Here is an 18317-nt window from a genome sequence, read left to right as displayed (position 1 = left end):
TGACTGAACTGCACACAGCCATCATCGCCGTCTGATTTGAAAGTGACGCTACGATCCAGTTCCGTTCTGCAGCATGCGAATTCGATATTCGGTTTACGCTTGAACATGTTATTTCGTTACAATCGAAAGAATGAACTGCGACCTGGACACCAGCATCCCAGATTGGATCATCGACCATCCGCAAACGACGTGCGTGTTTACGGATTTGGGCCTCGACGTCAGTTGTGGCGGTAAGTCGCTCGGCTACGTTTGTCTTCAAAAGGGGCTGCGTCCGGCGGATGTGCTGCAGCGTCTGCAATCGGTCATCGGCAAACCCGCTGGGCACGGTGACGGCGCGAGCGAAACGCACCAACACTAAACCAACCCGCATCATACATCTTTCAGTGCGCTCCCGCGACAACGTTTGAACTCATGAAACTAACCACGCAAACCGACTATGCGTTACGAACGCTGATGTATTTGGCGACGCGAACGCAGCGAGCCACGGTGGGCGAAGTCGCATCGTTATTCGGCATCTCGGTGAACCATGTTGCTAAGGTCGTCAATCTGCTGGCCCGCGCCGGCTATGTGCTCAGCACGCGAGGCGTCGGAGGCGGCATCCAGTTGGCGAAGGACCCGGGTGAGATCACGATCGGGGAAGTGATCACGTCGATGGAATCGGACACGCATCTGTTGTCTTGTGTGGGCAGCGATGATTCCTGTGCGATTCATTCGTTCTGTAGATTGAAAGGCGTCTTGGCCGAAGCGGAACGAGTTCAGCAAGCTTACCTAGCCACCGTCACGATCGCCGACGTCGTCCCCACCCCACATCAATTCTTAAATATCAATTGAATCGCACGTATCATCCGTAACGCAAGTCGTCAAGACTTTCGATGATTCGACGTTCGCGGAAACTTTTGGCGATTTGTCGGTCTTTCAACGGCAATGGTGAGCCGCTGGCCGTGAGGCCACGGGCATTGGGGGGATTCCCGGCCGCTCACGCGATCACGGCTCACTCGATCGACAAAGCGTTGGTGAGTATTGATACCGGTTGGACGTTGGCCGAAACTCTTGGCGAGTCTCGCTACTGGCTGAGCGTGGGCCGAAACTCTTGGCGAGTTTCGGTACTGGTTGGGCGTGGGCCGAAACTCTTGGCGAGTCTCGCTACTGGCTGGGCGTGGGCCGAAACTCTTGGCGAGTTTCGGTACCGGCTGGGCGTTGGCCGAAACTCTTGGCGAGTCTCGCTACTGGCTGGCGACATTGGTCGCTTCGGTTCGATTTTCGGATCCGCTAATTTCCTAGTCGCTTGGATTCGTCGGGGGGCTCGTCGTGGTCCATTCGTTTTCGCAGGGTTGCTTTCCAACTTGGTGACAACTGCGGGATCGCTGCCAACTGGGCCGCCGCATCGAGGTCCCGTTTGTCGATGTGCATCACGCGATTCGCTTCGGCGACCGTCCATCGTTCCCAGCAGCGATTGACTAGGACCAGCGGCATGCCTGAGCTGACGACGCCTTGGGTCAGGACTCGGAAATACCAACCGGTCCGCCCGGTGTTCTGCACCTGCAGCGCCAGGTCTTTGATGTCCCATCGGCGAGCGAGCTTCCAACACGGTTGCCGTGGCTGCGATACTTCCACCACTGCGCCACCGACGGACCATACGTCACCGATGCAGACATCCTGTTCGGTGAGTTCGCCAACCGTGAAATTTTCCCCAAAGCTGCCCCAAGGCAGCTCGGGCAAATTCAACCGCGTACGCCATTCCGGGTAGTGGGACGCCGAATAGACACACACCGCCTTGTGGGGGCCACCATGGTGATCCATGTCGGCCTGGCCGTCACCATCCAAATTCTCGGTGTCTAACCAGACCGGGCCCTCGACCGCATCCTTCAAAAAACCAGTCACCCAAGGCTTTGCACCCGAGATCGTGCGAGGCTTTCCGACTTGGATCGATTCAAGCGTGGGGTCTGTCGCCATGGATCGAACACCGAAAGAGTCGGAAACTTCCTCGTCAAAGCCGTCGATGCGTTCAGCATGCTGATCGCATCCACCAGCCACATTCAGGGCAGTGCCTATTCGATCGGCACGGTGTAGCTGATCGCACCGATCGGTTCGCCATCTTTCGCGTCCGCATAATGTGCGTGACACATCACGCACTTTTCCATGACCACAGGAACAGGGGTCAGGGATCGCAGGTAGTGCTTGCCGTCCACGGTGACAACTTCGTCGACCAACTTAGCCCCCTGTTTCAGCTTTTTCAGGCCCTGTTTTTCGAACTCGGTCTTCGCCACGTTGTCGGCTTCGTAGGGATCGCCCGTCGCGTCGATCAATCGGATCGTGTTGTTGCTGCTGTCGGAGATGTTCTTGAACAACAAGACCGCGGCGCTGCCGGCGGCAAAGTCATCATCGTCGTTAACGTATTTGTCGGTCACCATCACGATCGTCTGCTTAAAGATATTGTCCAACGTCTGCACCGTTTTCTTCGATCGTTCAATCGCCTTCTTGCCAGGCTTCTTCGCGTTGCCCTTCTTTCCGTCGGCTGACTCCTGAGCCACCGACTGTTGAACCCAATTCGGGTTCATCGGAACCACAACACTCGCGACCAGGGCCAAGGCAACAGCGAACACAATCGGACGTTTCATCGGTATCTCCGGAGTATGCAACAGCGAGGACGGCGAAACATGCACGTCCGACGCATGTTTAATGAACGCGACACGCGTTGTCAACAATTTGACGTCGCCTGCGGCAATTCAGCCCAGTTCGGTCAAACTAGCCTCGCGGCAGTGCGTCGAAGTCCACGTCCGGACGTTGATCGGCGGTGGACGACCGGACGAAAACCTGATCAACGTCGACTTGGTCATCGAAGAAGCCACAGTTTTTCAAAAAGAATGCATCGCCGCGATTGCCGCCAGCGAAGTCCAAGCGATGCCGTCCTCGCGCGGTTGCGTCGCCCGTGAACTTGGCTTGCGTGATCTCCTGCCACCGACCGTCGGTTCCACGCACCCACTGGTTTGCGTAGTTCGCCGATCGCTGCACGTGGCCAAAATCGGGCGAAAAGTTTTCGAGGAACGAATGGAAGCCAGTTAAATGCTTGTTGGTTTTGGGGCGTCGAAAGCTGGCCACCAGAAGCCATGGACCGGACTGTTTCTCGCTAAACCAGGACGTGTACTGCGTGTTCCCCATTCCATCGGGTTTGACCTCGGTCAAAAAACGATAGGTCGTACCGGATTTCCACGGATACAACAGATAGCTTTGGCCTCCGGATCCTTCGTTTCCAAAATCTTGGGCGTGCACTCCATCTCCCTTTGCCAATGTCACGACTCGATCCGCGTCCGGGATATCGGCAGGGTTGTCGGTTCGATATGGGCTCCAGACGGAAAACAAGACGCGTCGTTCAGTCGGGCTATTCACTTGGATGCCAAAGTAGCCTTCGCCGAACCCATTGGCCATGAAGTAGGAACCGATTGGGTCCTGGCCTTCGGGGACGGTCATCTCGCTGTAGGCATAGGTCAACTTGCGGTCGGCGGGAAGTTGGTAGGCAAGATGGACCGACGGTCCACGTCGCCCCCAATAGAACATGTTGCCTTCGTTGCTCTTCACATAATCGAAACTCTGTTGATCATCCTGGGATGTCACGATCAATTCACGCACCTTGATCGAAGCATCCGCTGGCAGATCCACGCCCACCAGATCGACGCGCAGGTAGCCCGCCGACGTGGCGGTCGCTTTGCCCAGCGGGTAGACGGCCATGGAATCCCCCGCAATCGTTGCCGGCAAAACGGTTTCGCCGATGGTGGCTTTCAGCTTTGCCTGACCCCCATCCGCACTCGCTTTGACTGCCAGCGAAACTTCACCGGGCTGCGCCACGTGAAAGAACACCGAATCGACGTCGCTGGATCCGTCCAGATGCAAATTGCCATCCCGATCCATGGCTCGCGACGGTGGTGATCGAAAAGCATTGCCGGCAATCGGAACGGATGACTGGATCTCCGCCGACGATTCAACGGCGAACGACAGCAACGCAGTTGCAACGAGAAATTGTCTGCACAGATACATGATTGTGGGGTTCCGATGGGCGGCAAAGACGTCGTTTGTTCAGCAAGGGAAGTGCGCGCCAGGAACCGGTAGACGCTGTCGATTGCAATCCTGCAACCCGCGTCCCAGGTAGGCGAACGCAGGTCAGTTTAGTTTGTCTTGCGTCGTTGGCGAACGCCCCCCGCTGGATGCCCCCAACCGCTGTGGGAATGCCAAAATCCCCCGTGCCAAAATCCACCGTGTCGAAATCCACCGTGTCGAAATCCACCGTGTCGAAATCCCCGTGTCGAAATCTAGTCACGCCAAAGTCCGCAGCTTGCGAACATGATGGACTGGGGAATCGATCAACCGCGTCGTTTCACGCGTGCTTGCGAATCGCTCGCCGGACAGCGGTGGACAACCGGATCGGCATGACGGCCCGTCGATTGCCCTGGATCAGTCAGGTCGATCGTCCTGCGGTGCGGATTCTTCGCATTTTCGGCACTGCAACGGATGCCCAATCATCGACTGTCGTCCCGCTGGACTGGTGACCCACACGCGGTTCATCCAAGGGGGATCGTGCCGCACATGTTGGTTGTGCCCACAGGCCAACTGGGCGACCCCGTGTCCGTCGTCGTCGGTGTGAAAACCGGTGATGGGCTGACGCATTCGATTGACTTCTTCTTCGTGCCGTTGATCCACGGTTGGCTTGGGATCGTGCGAGAAAAAAGTGTCCGCCCAACCCTTGATTTGGAACGCTTCCTAACCACCGATCAGCGAACTTCCGCGACCGGAACCGTATCCATGAATCCGATCATCATCTCTTCGAAACTCTGATCCCCCCAACGCACCGTTTGGGACGGGTCTGGGTTCGTCAGGTTCTCTTCGCTGTTATCGAACACGGCCGTGCAAACCACTTTGGTGCCGCGAGGCAGAGTCAGGGGTTTCTCCAGCACGTACTTCAGTTGCCAGTTGAAATCATAGTGGGGGACGTTCAGGATCGTGTCGCGACGCCCGTCGGGAAATTCGACGTCGTACCGAAACGACTTACCGCGTAGGTGCATGTGCGGCGACAGACTCAACAGCTGTTCGTCCTGTCTGGAAACGTAGTCGGCGGTCACGGTGTGGTTGTCATCGCCGGGCGGAATCTTGAATTTCGTATTCACCGCGATGCGTCCCTCCAAGTGCTTCCGCACTTTGGACTTCTCGGTAAACCGGACACCGACATAGCTACGATCGTCTTGCGCAGTTCCGTTGGGCGTGTAGTGCATTTCGAACAGCAGTTTGCTGCCCGCCGCAATTTTTAGCGCCACGCCATCTTGAAGGTCTAGCGGTGGGCTTCCCGGTGCATAGCCCGCCAATACCTGACGCAGGTCACGGTGATCCGAACCGGGAGGAATCACGTACACCAAAATGTGGTGCACCACACCACGACGCTGGGGGCGAGCTTCCGCCTGAACGATGTACTTGTCTTCGTCCCATTTTGGGTCGACCACAAAATGCTGATAGTCGACGATGCCTTCGGCTGGGACCGAGAACGACTGATCGTTCATCGCGATCACTTCCTCTGGCTGATCCATTTGCCATCCGTCGGCAAAGACGGGTGCGGGGGGCAGATCGGCGTCGTCGCCACGGGGCATGCCGTTGTCGACCCAGCGGCCGATCAGATCACGCTCTTCCGCGGTCAACCTTGCATCGTTCGAAAACTTGCCGTGCTGCGGGTCTGCTGACCAAGGCGGCATTCGATTGTCGTCAATGACTTCTAGGATCGTATCTTCCCAACCGATCACGTCGTCGTACTGCCCCAGATTGAAGGGCGCGATCTCGCCGTCCCGATGGCAGCTGACGCAGCGATCGTTGAAAATTTTGGCGATGTGCTTGGCGTAGGTCACTTCGCCGGTCGGCTCGATCTGCTTGACACGACCGATGTGGCAACCCACCACTTTGGTTGCGGCTACGGGAACCGGCTTTCCAGCCAACAGTGCATCGATCGCCAACGTCAACTCGGGCTTGGCTTCACGTTCGCGTGAATAACCGACGCCATACTGGTCATCGATGCGGCCGTGATAGCGGACGATGCGATCGCGATCCAGCAGAAACACTTCCGGAGTTCGCTGCGCGCCCATCGCGTCGGCGACTCGATTCCCCGGATCTTTCAGCACCGGGAAATCCACACCATATCGTCGGGCGTAAGCGGCCAGTTCAGTCAGGCTGTCCTGAGTGTTGGAATTGATGCCAATCACCTGAACACCACGATCGGCGTATCGGCTTTGGATATCCGATAGGCGGGGGCCGTACAGTTTGGCTAGCGGGCATTCGGTGCCCAAGTACACGATTGCAATGATCGGATCCGAATCAAAATCCGCCAGAGAAACCGACTTGCCGTAACAATTGTCCAGCGTGAAGTCGCTGACATGCGTCCCCAATGGCGTCGCTTGCTGGTCGGTCGCATCGGCCCCTGTTTCGGCAGCCAACAGGTCAGCGCCAAGCGAAATGGTCGACAGAGCGATGGTCAGCCCGCAGGCGGCAAGTTTCCAGCGGTTCATGGGTGATCTTTCAAACCAGTTCGTTGATCAGATGGTTGCATTTTCAATGCGGTGAATTCGTCTCAATCGTCCATTGTTGACGATTTGGCGTCCCTTAGCATCACCGATTCGGTAACAAATTGTTGCGTTTGCGAGTGATTCGTCGCCAGTGGGCGGTTTCGACGGGGTTTCATTCGACGCAGGCTGGCCAGGCGGCCGGTCCGGAATTCGCCAGTCGGCCACCTTTAGGACGCTTCGCCACGCCCTTCGCCGCGTACTTCTGTGTTGACCGAATTATGCGGATTCCGTAGCGTCGTAACATCGGGCGACTGACGACTTCGCGCGACCTATTCTTCCATCCTCATGCATGAAGCATTGGTGTCCCATCTTGATCAGTTTCGATCGCCTTCGCCCCGTGCCGTTGGGAATTTCGATCATCCGGGCAGCCTGCTGCGTCGTTGCGATGGGGGCACTGACGTGCAAGGCCCAAGTCGTACGCCAAGCGTCCAACGAATTTCAAACGTCCAACGACTCCCCAGCGTTAGGCAATTCCCAAACGCTAGACGTCAAGCCGAATCCGACTCCCGAACAGTGGCGTTCGGTGTCGGCACCGATCATTTTGGCTTCCGGTACCGTGACCGCCCCCCATTCGGATGTTCCCGCGGCGGCTGCCGAGGCCGCTGTTCCGCCTGCTTCGACGCCCGCACTGCAACCGGTCGCCCCTGCGCCTGCGACGGCGGTACAGCCCGTCGCTGTGGCTGCCGTGCCACCTGCGTCGACGCCTTTGGTGAACACGCATTCGACATTGACCGTCGAACAGATTGAACATGCAATCCAAGAGATCATTCAATCGGGCGTCGTCAACGCGGAAACCAACCAAGCCAAGGACAACTATCAGGCGGCGATCCGAAATCTGCAGTCTGCGGCCGAGAAAGAGGCCAGCGAGAAGCACGACATCGCCGAAACCGAGTCGGTCGCTGCCCGCGTCGATAGTTTGAAGCAACAGCGGGACGAGTTGAAGGATAAGAAGCCGACGCTAGATCCAAAGCTGAACCTGAAGGAATTAGAGCAGCTGTTGCCCCAGTGGGAACTGTTGCTGTCGTCCCAGAAAAAGGCTCGTCAGGCCGCCGAATCGGAAAACCAAGCTCGGGCCCAACGGCGGAAAGACATTCGCGCCCGTGTCCCCCAGGTTCAAGAACGGATCGCGGATGCCAAGACCCAACTGCAAACGATTGCGCAAGCCGAGCAATCGATGACCAGCGACTCGTACGCCACCAAACTGCTGTCACGACGGGTCACGCTAGAGAAAGAGCTTCCAGCATTGGAGGCTGAACTTGCCAAGTTCGATGCCGAAGAACTGTCCGACATTTTAAGGCTGAAGATCGACATCGCAACGATGGGCGCTTCGCTGACCGAAAAAAGCATCACGCTGCTTCAACAAAAAATCAACCAGGCACGCGAGATCGCTGCGGAACAGTCGGTCCGAAAGGCGCGTTTGGAAGCGATCGCAGCGGCACCGGCGATGAAGGAACATGCGGCCCATAACCAATCGCTTGCCGAGCGAGCCAAGGCGGTCGCCGAGAGCCTGGCGTCCACTCAGCGGGATTTAAAAGAGGCCGAAGAGGTTCATGACGGCTTGATTCGTCAATTCGGCCAGGCACGAAAGAAGGTCGATTCAGTCGGGCTGACCAGTTCCGTCGGTGCAATGCTGCGAAAGCAAAAGAGCAATCTGCCCAACGTTAGTAATCGACGCGCCGCGGTTGCCGAACGCCACTCGTTGATCAACGACATTCAGTACGCGATTTTTGAATACGAAGATCAGCGTCAAGAACTGGGGGATCCCGATGCCTTGATCGCCAGCATGCTGAGCGAATCGGCGATCGATCCAAAGGTGGATCCGTCGGTGCGTGAAGCGGCCGCCAAAGAACTGATTGCCCGCCAAGCCGAGTATTTGGACACGCTAATCCGAGCTAGCAGCCAGTATTTTGACACGCTGATTGAATTGGACACGACCGATCAACAAGTCCTTTCCACCGCGTACGAGTACGAAAAATACATCGACGAACGCGTGCTTTGGATTCGCAGCGGACGTGCAATCACCGCCGACTTTGGGATCAGCCCGTCGGACACATGGCTTGTGACTCCGGCGAAATGGTCCGAGGCCGGCACAGTGTTCGTCTCGGATGCAAAGGATGCCCCTTGGATCTATTTTGCCTTGCTGCTTCCGATCGCAGGCTTGATCGTGCGAAGGAATCCGATGCGAGCCCGCATTGCCAAGATTGGAAAGGCGGCCAGCCGAGCGAACTGTCGCGAGATCACGCCGACTTGGAAGGCTATCGGACTGACGATCATCGTCTCGCTAGCCTGGCCGGCGCTGTGTGCGTTTGTGGGATGGCGTTTGAAGGAAGGTTCGGAAAACACCGCTTTCACCGAATCGATCGGGCACGGTCTGTTAGCGGTGAGCGTGATGTGGTGCGCGATGGAGATTTTTCGCCAAACTTGCCGGCCGTTGGGGCTGGGCGTCGCACACTTTGGCTGGTCACCCGAAACCACCAAACTGACTCGCCGCCTGATTCGCAGCTTCACCCTTTTTGCACTGCCATTGACGTTCGTGACCACCGCTTTGGCGCATGGCGATCCAGGACGTGACGCAACCGAACGGATTGTGTTTTCGGTCATCATGCTGGGAATCGCGTTTGCCGCTTTCCGGCTGCTGTCACCCAAGGGTGTCGCACGCGAATACTTCCAACGCAGTGCGGGCAGTTGGATTCAGCGGTTGAAATACACTTGGGCCGTCACCGCATCGTTGATCCCCCTGTCGTTAGCCTTCCTGGCGTTGGCGGGTTATCACTACACCGCGCAGGTGTTGGCTTCGCGTTTGTTTGCGACCTGCGTGTTCATGGCCGCGTTGTTCGTCATCCGATCGCTCTTGCATCGAATGGTTTTGATGCGTCGTCGGTACCTCAGCATCGAACAGCTGCGGCAACGTTCGACCGCGACCGAAAACCAAACCGAAGGCCGTTCGACGACCGTTGCCGGCATCGTGACCGATGATCCGCAAGCAGACATTTCCGCGCAAAGTCTTCAATCTCGCCGATTGATCAGCACCGGACTACTGGCTTGTGCCATCATGGGGATGTGGTTGATTTGGGTCCAGGTTTTACCCGCACTTAGCATGCTGGACCACTATCCGATCTGGCCGCAATCGACTCAGAACGACACCGCGAATTTCGCCAGCGTTCCATCGCCATCGATGATACCGATCGCGCAGGGAACCGATCCGGAGGCTTCGCCGATTGCGACGATCAGCAAAGTCCCGGAAGAAGTCGCTACCGTTTCGGACCTTGCTTTTGCCATCATGATCGCGATCGTGACCGTCGTGTTGTCTCGCAATGGTCCCGGGCTGTTGGAGATCACCGTGCTGCAGCGTTTACCGGTGGACGCGTCTGTCCGCTACGCGATCACGACTTTGGTCAGCTATGCGATCGTGATGATCGGCACCATCGCTGCCTGTTCGACGATCGGCTTGAAATGGTCCCAGATCCAGTGGTTGGCAACCGCATTGACCTTTGGGTTGGCATTTGGTTTGCAAGAGATTTTCGCCAACTTTGTCGCCGGGCTGATCATCCTATTGGAACGTCCGATCCGTGTGGGTGACATCGTAACGATAGACGAAGTGACGGGCGTCGTTTCACGGATTCGCATTCGTGCTACGTCGATCACCAACTGGGATCGCAAAGAATATGTGGTTCCCAACAAAGAGTTCATCACCGGGCGTTTGCTGAACTGGACGTTGACGGACAAGGTCAACCGAATCGTGATCGAGGTGGGGGTTGCCTATGGGACAAACACGGACCGGGCTCGCGAACTGTTGCTAAAGGTCGCGAACGATCACCCGTTGATTTTGAAAGACCCAGCGTCGGTTGCCGCTTTCGAAGGGTTCGGTGACAGTGCGTTGAACTTGGTGCTGAAGACCTACCTGGCCAACATGGACGATCGGCTGGAAACGATTCACCAACTGCACACGGCGATCAACTTGGCGTTTCGTGACGAGGGAATTGAGATCGCGTTTCCTCAGCGTGACCTTCACGTGCGAACGGCGACCGGGATCTTGGCTGGCGCGCCTTCGCAGCGTGTCATTGCCACCGAAACGCCAACTCCCGAACCGAATGCGACTTCCAGTGCGGCCGCCGATGCCGCTGAAACGCATCTGCGTGATGCTGCCTAGATGTTTTTCGCTCAGCCGCCCCTCCACTGGCCGATTGGGTCATCGATTGGGCATCTCTGCCTGCTCCCTTCCCTAGTGACCCTCCGCTATGAACCTTAAAGCCAGATTCAGTCGGCGAAAACGGCGTCCCACCGTCACGGTCGGTGCTGTCCCGGGCCAGATGGTGGCACACGAAGGTAGCGTCCGCGGGCGAATCCGCGTGATCCACTACGATTCCAAAACGCATACGGACCAAACGGTCGAATCGACCAAGGATCTGCAGGTCCACGCACGCAAACGCGGTAAATCAGATCCCGTTGCCCTAGATGAATCGAAAACGAAATCCGAATCACCGAACCAGCCGCCGCCGATCCCAGCCAAAGCGGGAAACGACGTCACTTGGATCAATGTTGATGGAGTGGGCGATGTCGTGATGCTGAAGGAGATCAGCAAGATGTTCGGCATCCATCCTTTGGCGATGGAAGACGTGATCAATGTGCATCAGCACGCCAAGCTAGAATTCTACGGCGACACGATGTTCTTCGTCGCACGCATGCCGGTGGCCGGTGACGTCGAAGGTGCGGAATTCGAAACCGAACAGGTCAGTATCTTTTTGATCGACGGGATGGTGATCACCGTTCAAGAGCGGCCCGGTGATTGCCTGGATCCGGTACGCAATCGAATCGCGAACAAACTGGGCCGAATTCGCCGACGCCATGCCGACTATTTGGCCTATGCGATCATCGATGCGATCATCGACGGATATTTTCCCGTGTTGGAACACTACGGTCACAAGCTAGATGCCGCAGGGGCCATGTTGGAATCCGCCAACGATCGCCGCCTGCCCTTGCACCTGCATGAGATTCGAAGCGACCTGCTGCAGGTCCGCAAGGTCGTCAATCAACATCGGTTGGCGATGAACGACATCAACCAGAACGAAACGGATCTGATCACCGGCGATACCGCTCTGTATTTCCGCGACTGCCAAGACCATGTCCAACAGTTGATCGAAACAGCCGACACGGACCGTGAAACATGCGGTGAACTGCGAGAATTGTACTTCGCGATGCTGGGCGAAAAGAACAATGACGTGATGAAGGTGTTGACGATCATTGCGACCTTGTTCATTCCCATGAGCTTTGTGGCCGGAATCTATGGGATGAACTTCGACAGTGAAGCGTCTGCGATGAACATGCCGGAACTGCATTGGGCATTTGGATACCCGTTTGCGTTGGGGCTGATGGGGTTGATGGCAGGCGGTTTATTGGTGTTTCTGTATCGCAAAGGCTGGCTGAGTTGATGGCGAAATCGCGTCATTGGGACCGAAGCAGACTTGACCCAAGATTTCGAACTGGTCTATCTAACAGGGCACGCGACCTGCTCACGTGAACAGTTGTCGTTTCCTAGTGCCATGGATGGCGATATGAATCTTCGTGACGCTGCCCTCGGTATTTGGCTATCGATGCTGATCGTGTTGCCTGTGTGGGCAGAATCCGACCCGCCCGAGCCGTTGACGGCCAGGTCGATTCAGCAGAAGCACGATGTGGTGACGACCGAACTTCGCGTCGCCTTGCTGCAACAGGCAGCCGAAAAAGAAGACGAGCAGCGCGATCCCTCCGGGCCCGACAAGCCCGCCGCCGACGAGAGCCAAGTGGATCTGTTGAAACAGATCGACGTCATCATGGCTCAGCAAAAGACGGCCACCGCATCGCTCCAGGACGCCAAGTCGAAACAGGTCAGCTTGGACGCAGAGCTTGGCCGGGTCGAAATCGAGGGTGTCGATGGCGGTCCGCCCTATTCCATCTTGGCGCTGGATCAGCTGCAGGACGCCCGCAACAGCGGCGAAGCCAAAAGCGAATCCGCCGAAGCATCGTTGTTGGCAGCCCGTGATTCGGTCGCCATGGCACGCGAACAGGTCGAATCGAAACAACGCGAATTTCGACAGTTGAAAGAGTCCACCGAGGCAGAATCGGATCCGAAGACGGACCGTTTGAAGCTAGAGGTTCAGCTTGCCGATGAAGTCCTGGTGCTCAGTCGCCAGCAATTGATGATCGAAGAGGCAGGGCAAGCGATCGTCGAACTGGAGAACAAGATCCAGGACGCGAAGCTTGAAGTCGTGAAAGCCAGCGTCGTCTTTTCGAAACAAATTTTGAACGAGAAGCAAGCTGAACTGGATGTTCGCGAGAGCGATCTGAAACGGCGAGCTTCGTTGATCCAATCAGAACTTCAGTACGCTGAACGACGGTGGTTGGCAGCGCGGCAAGAACTGGATTCCGAGCCCAGTCCGTCGGAAGACCTGGTGCAACGCGTCGAAGCGCTCAAGACAGCTCAGCAGACCATCCAGGTCGAACAGACGATTATCAATCAACGGTTGCAGCGACTGCCCTTGATGCGAACCGCTTGGCATCGACGTTTCCTGATCGCCAGCAAGCAAGCCAATCGCAAGGATCAACAAACTTGGTTGGAAGAAACCAACGAACAGCTGGAACAGATCGCAAGAGAAAAACAGTCGAAGCTGTTGAAACTGTTGGACACTCGCGAAGTTCAAGGTGCGGTCGCGGGCAGGATCGATGGCCTTGATGTCGAGAAAGAGGCACTGAAGCGTTGGTTGGACGCCACCTACAATTCACTGTCGCGGCAGGTCGAACTATACAACGGAGGCATGCTTAGCCTGGATAGTGCAACCCGCGCTCTAAGCCGACTAAAGGTTGACATCGCGGGCACGCCAGCGCGTAGCCTGGACGAATGGATTAGTGATAGCTGGACGACCATCAACCGACTTTGGAACTATGAACTCACGTCCATTGATGATACGTCACTGACCGTCGGGAAGACTGTTAGCAGTTTGTTGTTCCTGTTGTTTGGATACTTCGCTGCACGATTGATCAGCAGCATCTTGGGGAACCGACTGCCGAAAATCGGTGTCGAAGAAGCAGGCGCCCACGCGATCGAATCGCTTGCGTTTTATGCACTGATGATCGGGTTCGGTTTAGCCGCCCTGCGGTATGCCCATGTCCCGCTGACCGTCTTTACGTTTCTGGGCGGGGCGATCGCGATCGGGATTGGTTTTGGAAGCCAAAACATTCTGAACAACTTCATCAGCGGACTGATCCTGTTGGCCGAACGCCCCATCAAAGCCGGGGATTTGATCATGGTCGACGATACCTACGGGAATGTCAAAAACATCGGCGCCCGCAGCACCACCATCCGAACTGGCGAAAATCAGGACATCATTGTCCCCAACAGCAAGTTCCTTGAAAACAATGTGGTGAACCTGACGCGTCGCGATGACCGCCTGCGGACGTCCATTCACATTGGCGTTGCCTATGGTTCCGATTTGGAACTCGTCATGCAACTGTTGGAACAAGCAGCGACCGACAATGCGTTGGTGAACGATCGGCCGCGTCCCTTCGTCTGGTTCAATGACTTTGGCGACAATGCGTTGGCGTTTCAGGTGCACTTTTGGATCAATGCGCGTTCGATCGTTCAGATGCGGAAGGTCGAAACCGAAGTTCGGCTCGCGATCGATCGTATGTTTCGCGAAAACGGGATATCGATTGCCTTCCCACAACGGGATCTGCATCTGATGGCCGACAATCCGATCCCCATCCAAATGGTTGGTGGTGAAAACAATCGCCTGCCACGATCGTAGGTCGGCATTCTCGTGATCCATCGATTGACGAAACTTCTGACCAGCCGTATCGCAAAACGGCTTGCCATCGTGGCGGGGTTCGCCCTGCTGATGTTGGTGCTTGCACGCAACTCGATCACGCGGCATTTGGGGATCCAAGTCGCGTCTTGGGTACTGGCAACGGAAGTTCAGATCGATGATGTTTCGATTGGATGGTCAACCGTCGCCGTGCAAGGCATTCGCGTCTTTGAGCCCGCGATGGACAACGCTGTCCAGGTATCGGTTGGGGAGGTTCGTGTTGTCGCGTCCCCTTGGCAAGGCATTCGACACGGCATCTGGATCGATCTTGTTTCCGTGGACGCTCCGGTCATGCAGGTGCGTTTCGACCAGTCGGGTAATCTCGTATCCAAATTTCCCAGTGGTGGCGAAAGTGAATCCACCGCACCCATGGGGAAGATTCCGATCGCTCGTCTGTTGGTCCACGATGCCGCATTGTTGGTGCATCAAGACGGTCGCGATTCTTTCCGAGTCGAAGGCGTCTCGGTCAAAGCCAAGTTTGACGAATCGATCGCGGCGAACCTGTCAGTCCCAGACTTTCTAGGATCACCGATCTCATTCGACGTCCGTCTGGACGCAGATTCGTTGGCGGGCGTTTCTAGACTGTCGATCGCGGATCTGAACATCGATTCAGCCCAGTTGGCGATGCTGCCACTGGTGCCCGCGGAATTGGCCGTCGAGCCCTTGTCGGCGCAGATCCAGATTGACTTGCTTGGCAACCATCCGGCCAACGACCTCGACATTCGAAGCCACGGTCTGAAGCTGAATGTATCGGTCGATGATGTTCATTCGCGTCGCTTCGATACACTTTGTCGACACTTTCAGTTGGCTGTCACCCAAGCAGGTGGGCGGCTATCGGTTGCGGCCCATGCGGACCCCATCGGCGGAGTCCTGGAAGTGTTGGCGAATGCCGACCTAAACGCGATCCATCCGACCGGCGAGGTCACCTTGAATCTGCGTGACGTCCCCGTCCATGGGATCACTCGCCACATTCCATCTGCCAAGGACTTGAAATCCAGGCTTGGTGCAGCAGCTCGCTTAGCCTGGAAATGGGGACCGGACGGGATTCAGTTCGATGGAACGGCAGATGGACAGGTCCGTGATACTTCGTTCCAGGGAATTCAAATTCCAGACGTGACCGCGAACCTAGCAGCCAACTCGGTTCTTGATCCGCGTGACCTTACGAAAATTTCTGGCCAGGTTCGTGGCGACGTCCACACGAGTGTCATTGAACTCGATCGGATCGCTCGTCAGCTAGGACTACCCGATGCGATCGGGCAACTGGTAGCGTCGGGTCGTTTTCAGATCCCACTCGGCACGGCTGCTGAGCCCGAAACGTACGTTGCCGCAGGTTCTGTCGCGACCGCGGGCGTGGGGATCGCTGGGCTGCGACTCAACGACGCGACCGTCGCCGTTGCCCTCAGCGAAGGTGTTGCCAAACTGACATCGGGCGAACTTCACGTCATCGACGGTGCCAACCTTACCGTCGCGAAACTGCAGACGGACGTGTCTGCGTCCTTGATCGGCGATCGTCCCATCGAAGCATCGGCCGAGGCGTTTTTGGAACTGACCGACGCTGTCAGAAAACAGTTGGGCCTCGAAGGCGTTCATCCAACCGGTAGGTTCAAGTTCGGTGCCGTTGCCAGTTCGACCCTCGACACCGCGACGAAACCCACCGGGTGGAAGGTTGGGACAAGATTGTTGTCGACCGACGTTTCCATCGCTGGCGAACGCGTCTCGGACGTGGACCTCAGCACGCGTCTGGAGGACGGACAGATTCGCATGACGCCACTGTTGGTTTCATGGCGAGGGAGCACGTGCAAAATTCAAACCGTTGGTAGCGTGGCCGATCGAATTGAATTGCGTGGCGACATGAACATCGATCAGGTTCGACTCGGCGATGTCGGCAACCTGCTGTCGCGATTTTCCGGCAGTCGCTTTCCCGCTCGAGGACTTGCCACGGTTCGCGGCGCGTTCGAAGTGGGGACCGACATCGGTGGCCAATCGCTTGCGCTGCTGGCCTCCGGAAAGGCGTCGTTGACCGAGGCGAGCTATGCCGGCGGACGCATCGGTGACGCTGAATTGAATTGGCACGCTGACCTGGATGGTCTGTCCGTTGGAACGCAGTCCGATGACTTCTTGGGCGGGCAATTTGATGCAACGGCCTTGATGACGAACCTGGATTGGACACAAACGACGGTCGCAGGCCAATTTTCGGGGATCGAACTGCCGAAGTTGGTCGCGTTGACCGGTCAACCGATTCCCAGCACGGGGTCGCTGGAGGGTGGATTCCGGGTAACGTCGATCGCATCGATCGAAACGCTCTCGGGTGACGCCTGGGCAAGAAGTCGACAAGCGTCGCTGCGCCAGTTGCCGATCGAGGTATCCGCCGCTCACATTTCCATCAGTGCGGGCGATCTTGGAATCGGCAGCGAAGGAAACGTGGCCGGCGGTCGGTTCAGTGCCGCGATCGAAGGTGGACTTGGTTCATTGATCAAGCACTTCAGCACTGCAGAGCATCCGCTATCCAAGATCCCGTTGACGGTCCAAGCCAAGCTTTCCTCGTTGCCGGTGGATCGTTTGGTTCGCGCCGCCGGACTTGGTCGAGAACTTCGGTTGTTGAACGCGACCATTTCAGGCGACGTCACGCGAGAGCAGTCGGCTTGGGACGGGCGGCACCTGTGCACTGTGACCGGATCGGTGGAGGATGTTCGTTGGGGGCATGGCCAGCTTTCCAATCGCATTTCCACGAATTTTGTGGTCCATCCCACGCGAGTCGAATTGACCGAGGTTTCTGGACGGTTTGCTGATGGTCGTTTATCGGGCACCGCCGATGTTGATTTTTCTTCGGTTCCGCAGGGCCTTTTCGACCTGTCTGCCAGTCACGTCAATCTGCGGCGAGCCACGACTGCCGTTGGTGTGAAGGGGATCTCGGGAACGGGCACCGTTCGGCTGCGTGGGCGCATTGCCCCGACGTTGACCGGTCGCGCCGATGTTTCGGCCGAACACATGGTCGCCGGTGGCATCTCGGTGCGTCGTGCCAGCTTCCCCGTCCATTGGTCCTTTTCGCAGGCCAGCCAAACCGCGCGCTGGCAATGCCGTGCCGGTACCGTGTCGACGGGTGGTGGGAACGTGCGAATCGCGTCCGATGGCAGTTATGCCAACAGCCTTAGCATGAACACGTCGGTCCAAGTTGAAAAAGTTGATTTGTCGAAACTGATGCAAGGTGGATCGCCCGCGTCGGGAATGGTTAACGGAACCGTCAATCTACGCGCAAAGAACGCTCGTACCCCGAAACAATTGGTCGGGAACTTCGACTTCCAAATGGAAAACATCAAGGCGTTGGAAATCCCCATCCTGAACCAGCTTCCCACGATGATGACGCTGTCGCCGCCGGTTCCAGGACGCGACCAAGACGGTGGGACTGTGCATGGTCGGATCGGAAATGGTTTGGTCCATATCGACGAAATGGCGCTGCACCAAAGCAACGTCCAAGTGATCCTGACCGGGACTGCGACGACCGAGGGACGTTTGAACATGGACGTGGTCGCCAGCACAAAGTCGGACAGCCCCACCGACGGTCTGGTTTCGTTGATGAATTCACCCTTAATGATGGCAGCACCCGCGCCGGTCGCTTTGCTGGTCCGAGCCAACGAGATGCTAAAGGACCGTGTGGTCAACGTTCATGTTGGCGGCACGGCCAACCACCCGACGCTGCGTTTGCAGCCAGGAAAACAGTTAAGCCAATCAGCCGTCCAATTCTTTTTGACAACCGGTCTTGGCGTTTCAGCCGACCGATTGTCCGACGTCCAATCCAAAACACAACGACGCTAAGACGTTTCCAGAGGATACTTAGAGATGAACCACTCCCTTGCAGATCAATCGCTTCAGACGCGGCGCGGACGAC

At 56.9% G+C, this 18317-nt stretch carries 12 protein-coding genes; 6 read left to right on the top strand and 6 right to left on the bottom strand.

Features of this window, described 5'->3' with window-relative positions:
• Positions 1-130 precede the first annotated feature (130 nt).
• Together K227x_RS14915 and K227x_RS14910 are read left to right on the top strand one after the other, a co-directional pair.
• The gene (locus K227x_RS14915; protein ID WP_145170640.1) at positions 131-358 is read left to right on the top strand and encodes a DUF542 domain-containing protein; all 228 of its coding nucleotides are present in this window, start codon (positions 131-133) and stop codon (positions 356-358) included.
• Between the two features lie 53 nt (positions 359-411).
• The gene (locus K227x_RS14910) at positions 412-831 is read left to right on the top strand and encodes an RrF2 family transcriptional regulator (RefSeq protein WP_145170638.1); all 420 of its coding nucleotides are present in this window, start codon (positions 412-414) and stop codon (positions 829-831) included.
• 232 nt (positions 832-1063) lie between these two features.
• Here K227x_RS14910 and K227x_RS30585 read toward each other — a convergent pair whose 3' ends face one another.
• The 6 genes from K227x_RS30585 to K227x_RS14885 form a co-directional block, all read right to left on the bottom strand.
• Entirely contained in the window at positions 1064-1240 is a 177-nt protein-coding gene (locus K227x_RS30585) for a hypothetical protein (RefSeq protein ID WP_218933256.1), read from the bottom strand.
• A 29-nt stretch (positions 1241-1269) separates the two neighbouring features.
• Entirely contained in the window at positions 1270-1953 is a 684-nt protein-coding gene (locus tag K227x_RS14905) for an MOSC domain-containing protein (protein ID WP_145170636.1), read from the bottom strand.
• A gap of 95 nt (positions 1954-2048) precedes the next feature.
• Positions 2049-2618 carry a c-type heme family protein gene (locus tag K227x_RS14900; RefSeq protein WP_145170634.1) on the bottom strand — a complete coding sequence of 190 codons (570 nt, stop codon included), beginning with the start codon at positions 2616-2618 and terminating at the stop codon, positions 2049-2051.
• Positions 2619-2745: 127 nt separating this feature from the next.
• Complete coding sequence (locus K227x_RS14895) at positions 2746-4032, bottom strand: DUF3472 domain-containing protein (RefSeq protein ID WP_145170632.1); 1287 nt, start codon at positions 4030-4032, stop codon at positions 2746-2748.
• A gap of 414 nt (positions 4033-4446) precedes the next feature.
• Complete coding sequence (locus K227x_RS14890) at positions 4447-4659, bottom strand: DUF3565 domain-containing protein (protein WP_145170630.1); 213 nt, start codon at positions 4657-4659, stop codon at positions 4447-4449.
• A 104-nt stretch (positions 4660-4763) separates the two neighbouring features.
• Positions 4764-6536, bottom strand: a complete 1773-nt coding sequence (locus K227x_RS14885; protein ID WP_145170628.1) for a redoxin domain-containing protein — start codon at positions 6534-6536, stop codon at positions 4764-4766.
• Positions 6537-6903: 367 nt separating this feature from the next.
• Here K227x_RS14885 and K227x_RS14880 point away from each other — a divergent pair, with 367 nt between their 5' ends.
• The 4 genes from K227x_RS14880 (at position 6904) to K227x_RS14865 (ending at position 18244) form a co-directional block, all read left to right on the top strand.
• Positions 6904-10743 (top strand): mechanosensitive ion channel domain-containing protein, encoded by a 3840-nt coding sequence (locus K227x_RS14880; protein ID WP_246145818.1) that lies wholly within the window; start codon positions 6904-6906, stop codon positions 10741-10743.
• Positions 10744-10831: 88 nt separating this feature from the next.
• Positions 10832-12022 (top strand): magnesium/cobalt transporter CorA, encoded by a 1191-nt coding sequence (corA, locus tag K227x_RS14875; protein ID WP_145170626.1) that lies wholly within the window; start codon positions 10832-10834, stop codon positions 12020-12022.
• Between the two features lie 123 nt (positions 12023-12145).
• A complete protein-coding gene (locus K227x_RS14870; RefSeq protein WP_246145817.1) occupies positions 12146-14374 on the top strand; it encodes a mechanosensitive ion channel domain-containing protein in 2229 nt (742 codons plus the stop codon).
• A 12-nt stretch (positions 14375-14386) separates the two neighbouring features.
• The gene (locus tag K227x_RS14865) at positions 14387-18244 is read left to right on the top strand and encodes an AsmA-like C-terminal region-containing protein (protein WP_218933255.1); all 3858 of its coding nucleotides are present in this window, start codon (positions 14387-14389) and stop codon (positions 18242-18244) included.
• The last annotated feature ends 73 nt before the right edge of the window (positions 18245-18317 follow it).

The organism is Rubripirellula lacrimiformis, from assembly GCF_007741535.1.
Taxonomy (GTDB): domain Bacteria; phylum Planctomycetota; class Planctomycetia; order Pirellulales; family Pirellulaceae; genus Rubripirellula; species Rubripirellula lacrimiformis.
Note: the sequence above shows the minus strand (reverse complement) of the source record. Positions and strands in the feature narration are given on the sequence as shown.

Coding starts and splice junctions, on each gene's coding strand:
- K227x_RS14915 (WP_145170640.1), top strand. CDS start 131: ATGAACTGCGACCTGGACACCAGCATCCCAGATTGGATCATCGACCAT.
- K227x_RS14910 (WP_145170638.1), top strand. CDS start 412: ATGAAACTAACCACGCAAACCGACTATGCGTTACGAACGCTGATGTAT.
- K227x_RS30585 (WP_218933256.1), bottom strand. CDS start 1,240: ATGTCGCCAGCCAGTAGCGAGACTCGCCAAGAGTTTCGGCCAACGCCC.
- K227x_RS14905 (WP_145170636.1), bottom strand. CDS start 1,953: ATGGCGACAGACCCCACGCTTGAATCGATCCAAGTCGGAAAGCCTCGC.
- K227x_RS14900 (WP_145170634.1), bottom strand. CDS start 2,618: ATGAAACGTCCGATTGTGTTCGCTGTTGCCTTGGCCCTGGTCGCGAGT.
- K227x_RS14895 (WP_145170632.1), bottom strand. CDS start 4,032: ATGTATCTGTGCAGACAATTTCTCGTTGCAACTGCGTTGCTGTCGTTC.
- K227x_RS14890 (WP_145170630.1), bottom strand. CDS start 4,659: ATGCGTCAGCCCATCACCGGTTTTCACACCGACGACGACGGACACGGG.
- K227x_RS14885 (WP_145170628.1), bottom strand. CDS start 6,536: ATGAACCGCTGGAAACTTGCCGCCTGCGGGCTGACCATCGCTCTGTCG.
- corA (WP_145170626.1), top strand. CDS start 10,832: ATGAACCTTAAAGCCAGATTCAGTCGGCGAAAACGGCGTCCCACCGTC.
- K227x_RS14870 (WP_246145817.1), top strand. CDS start 12,146: ATGAATCTTCGTGACGCTGCCCTCGGTATTTGGCTATCGATGCTGATC.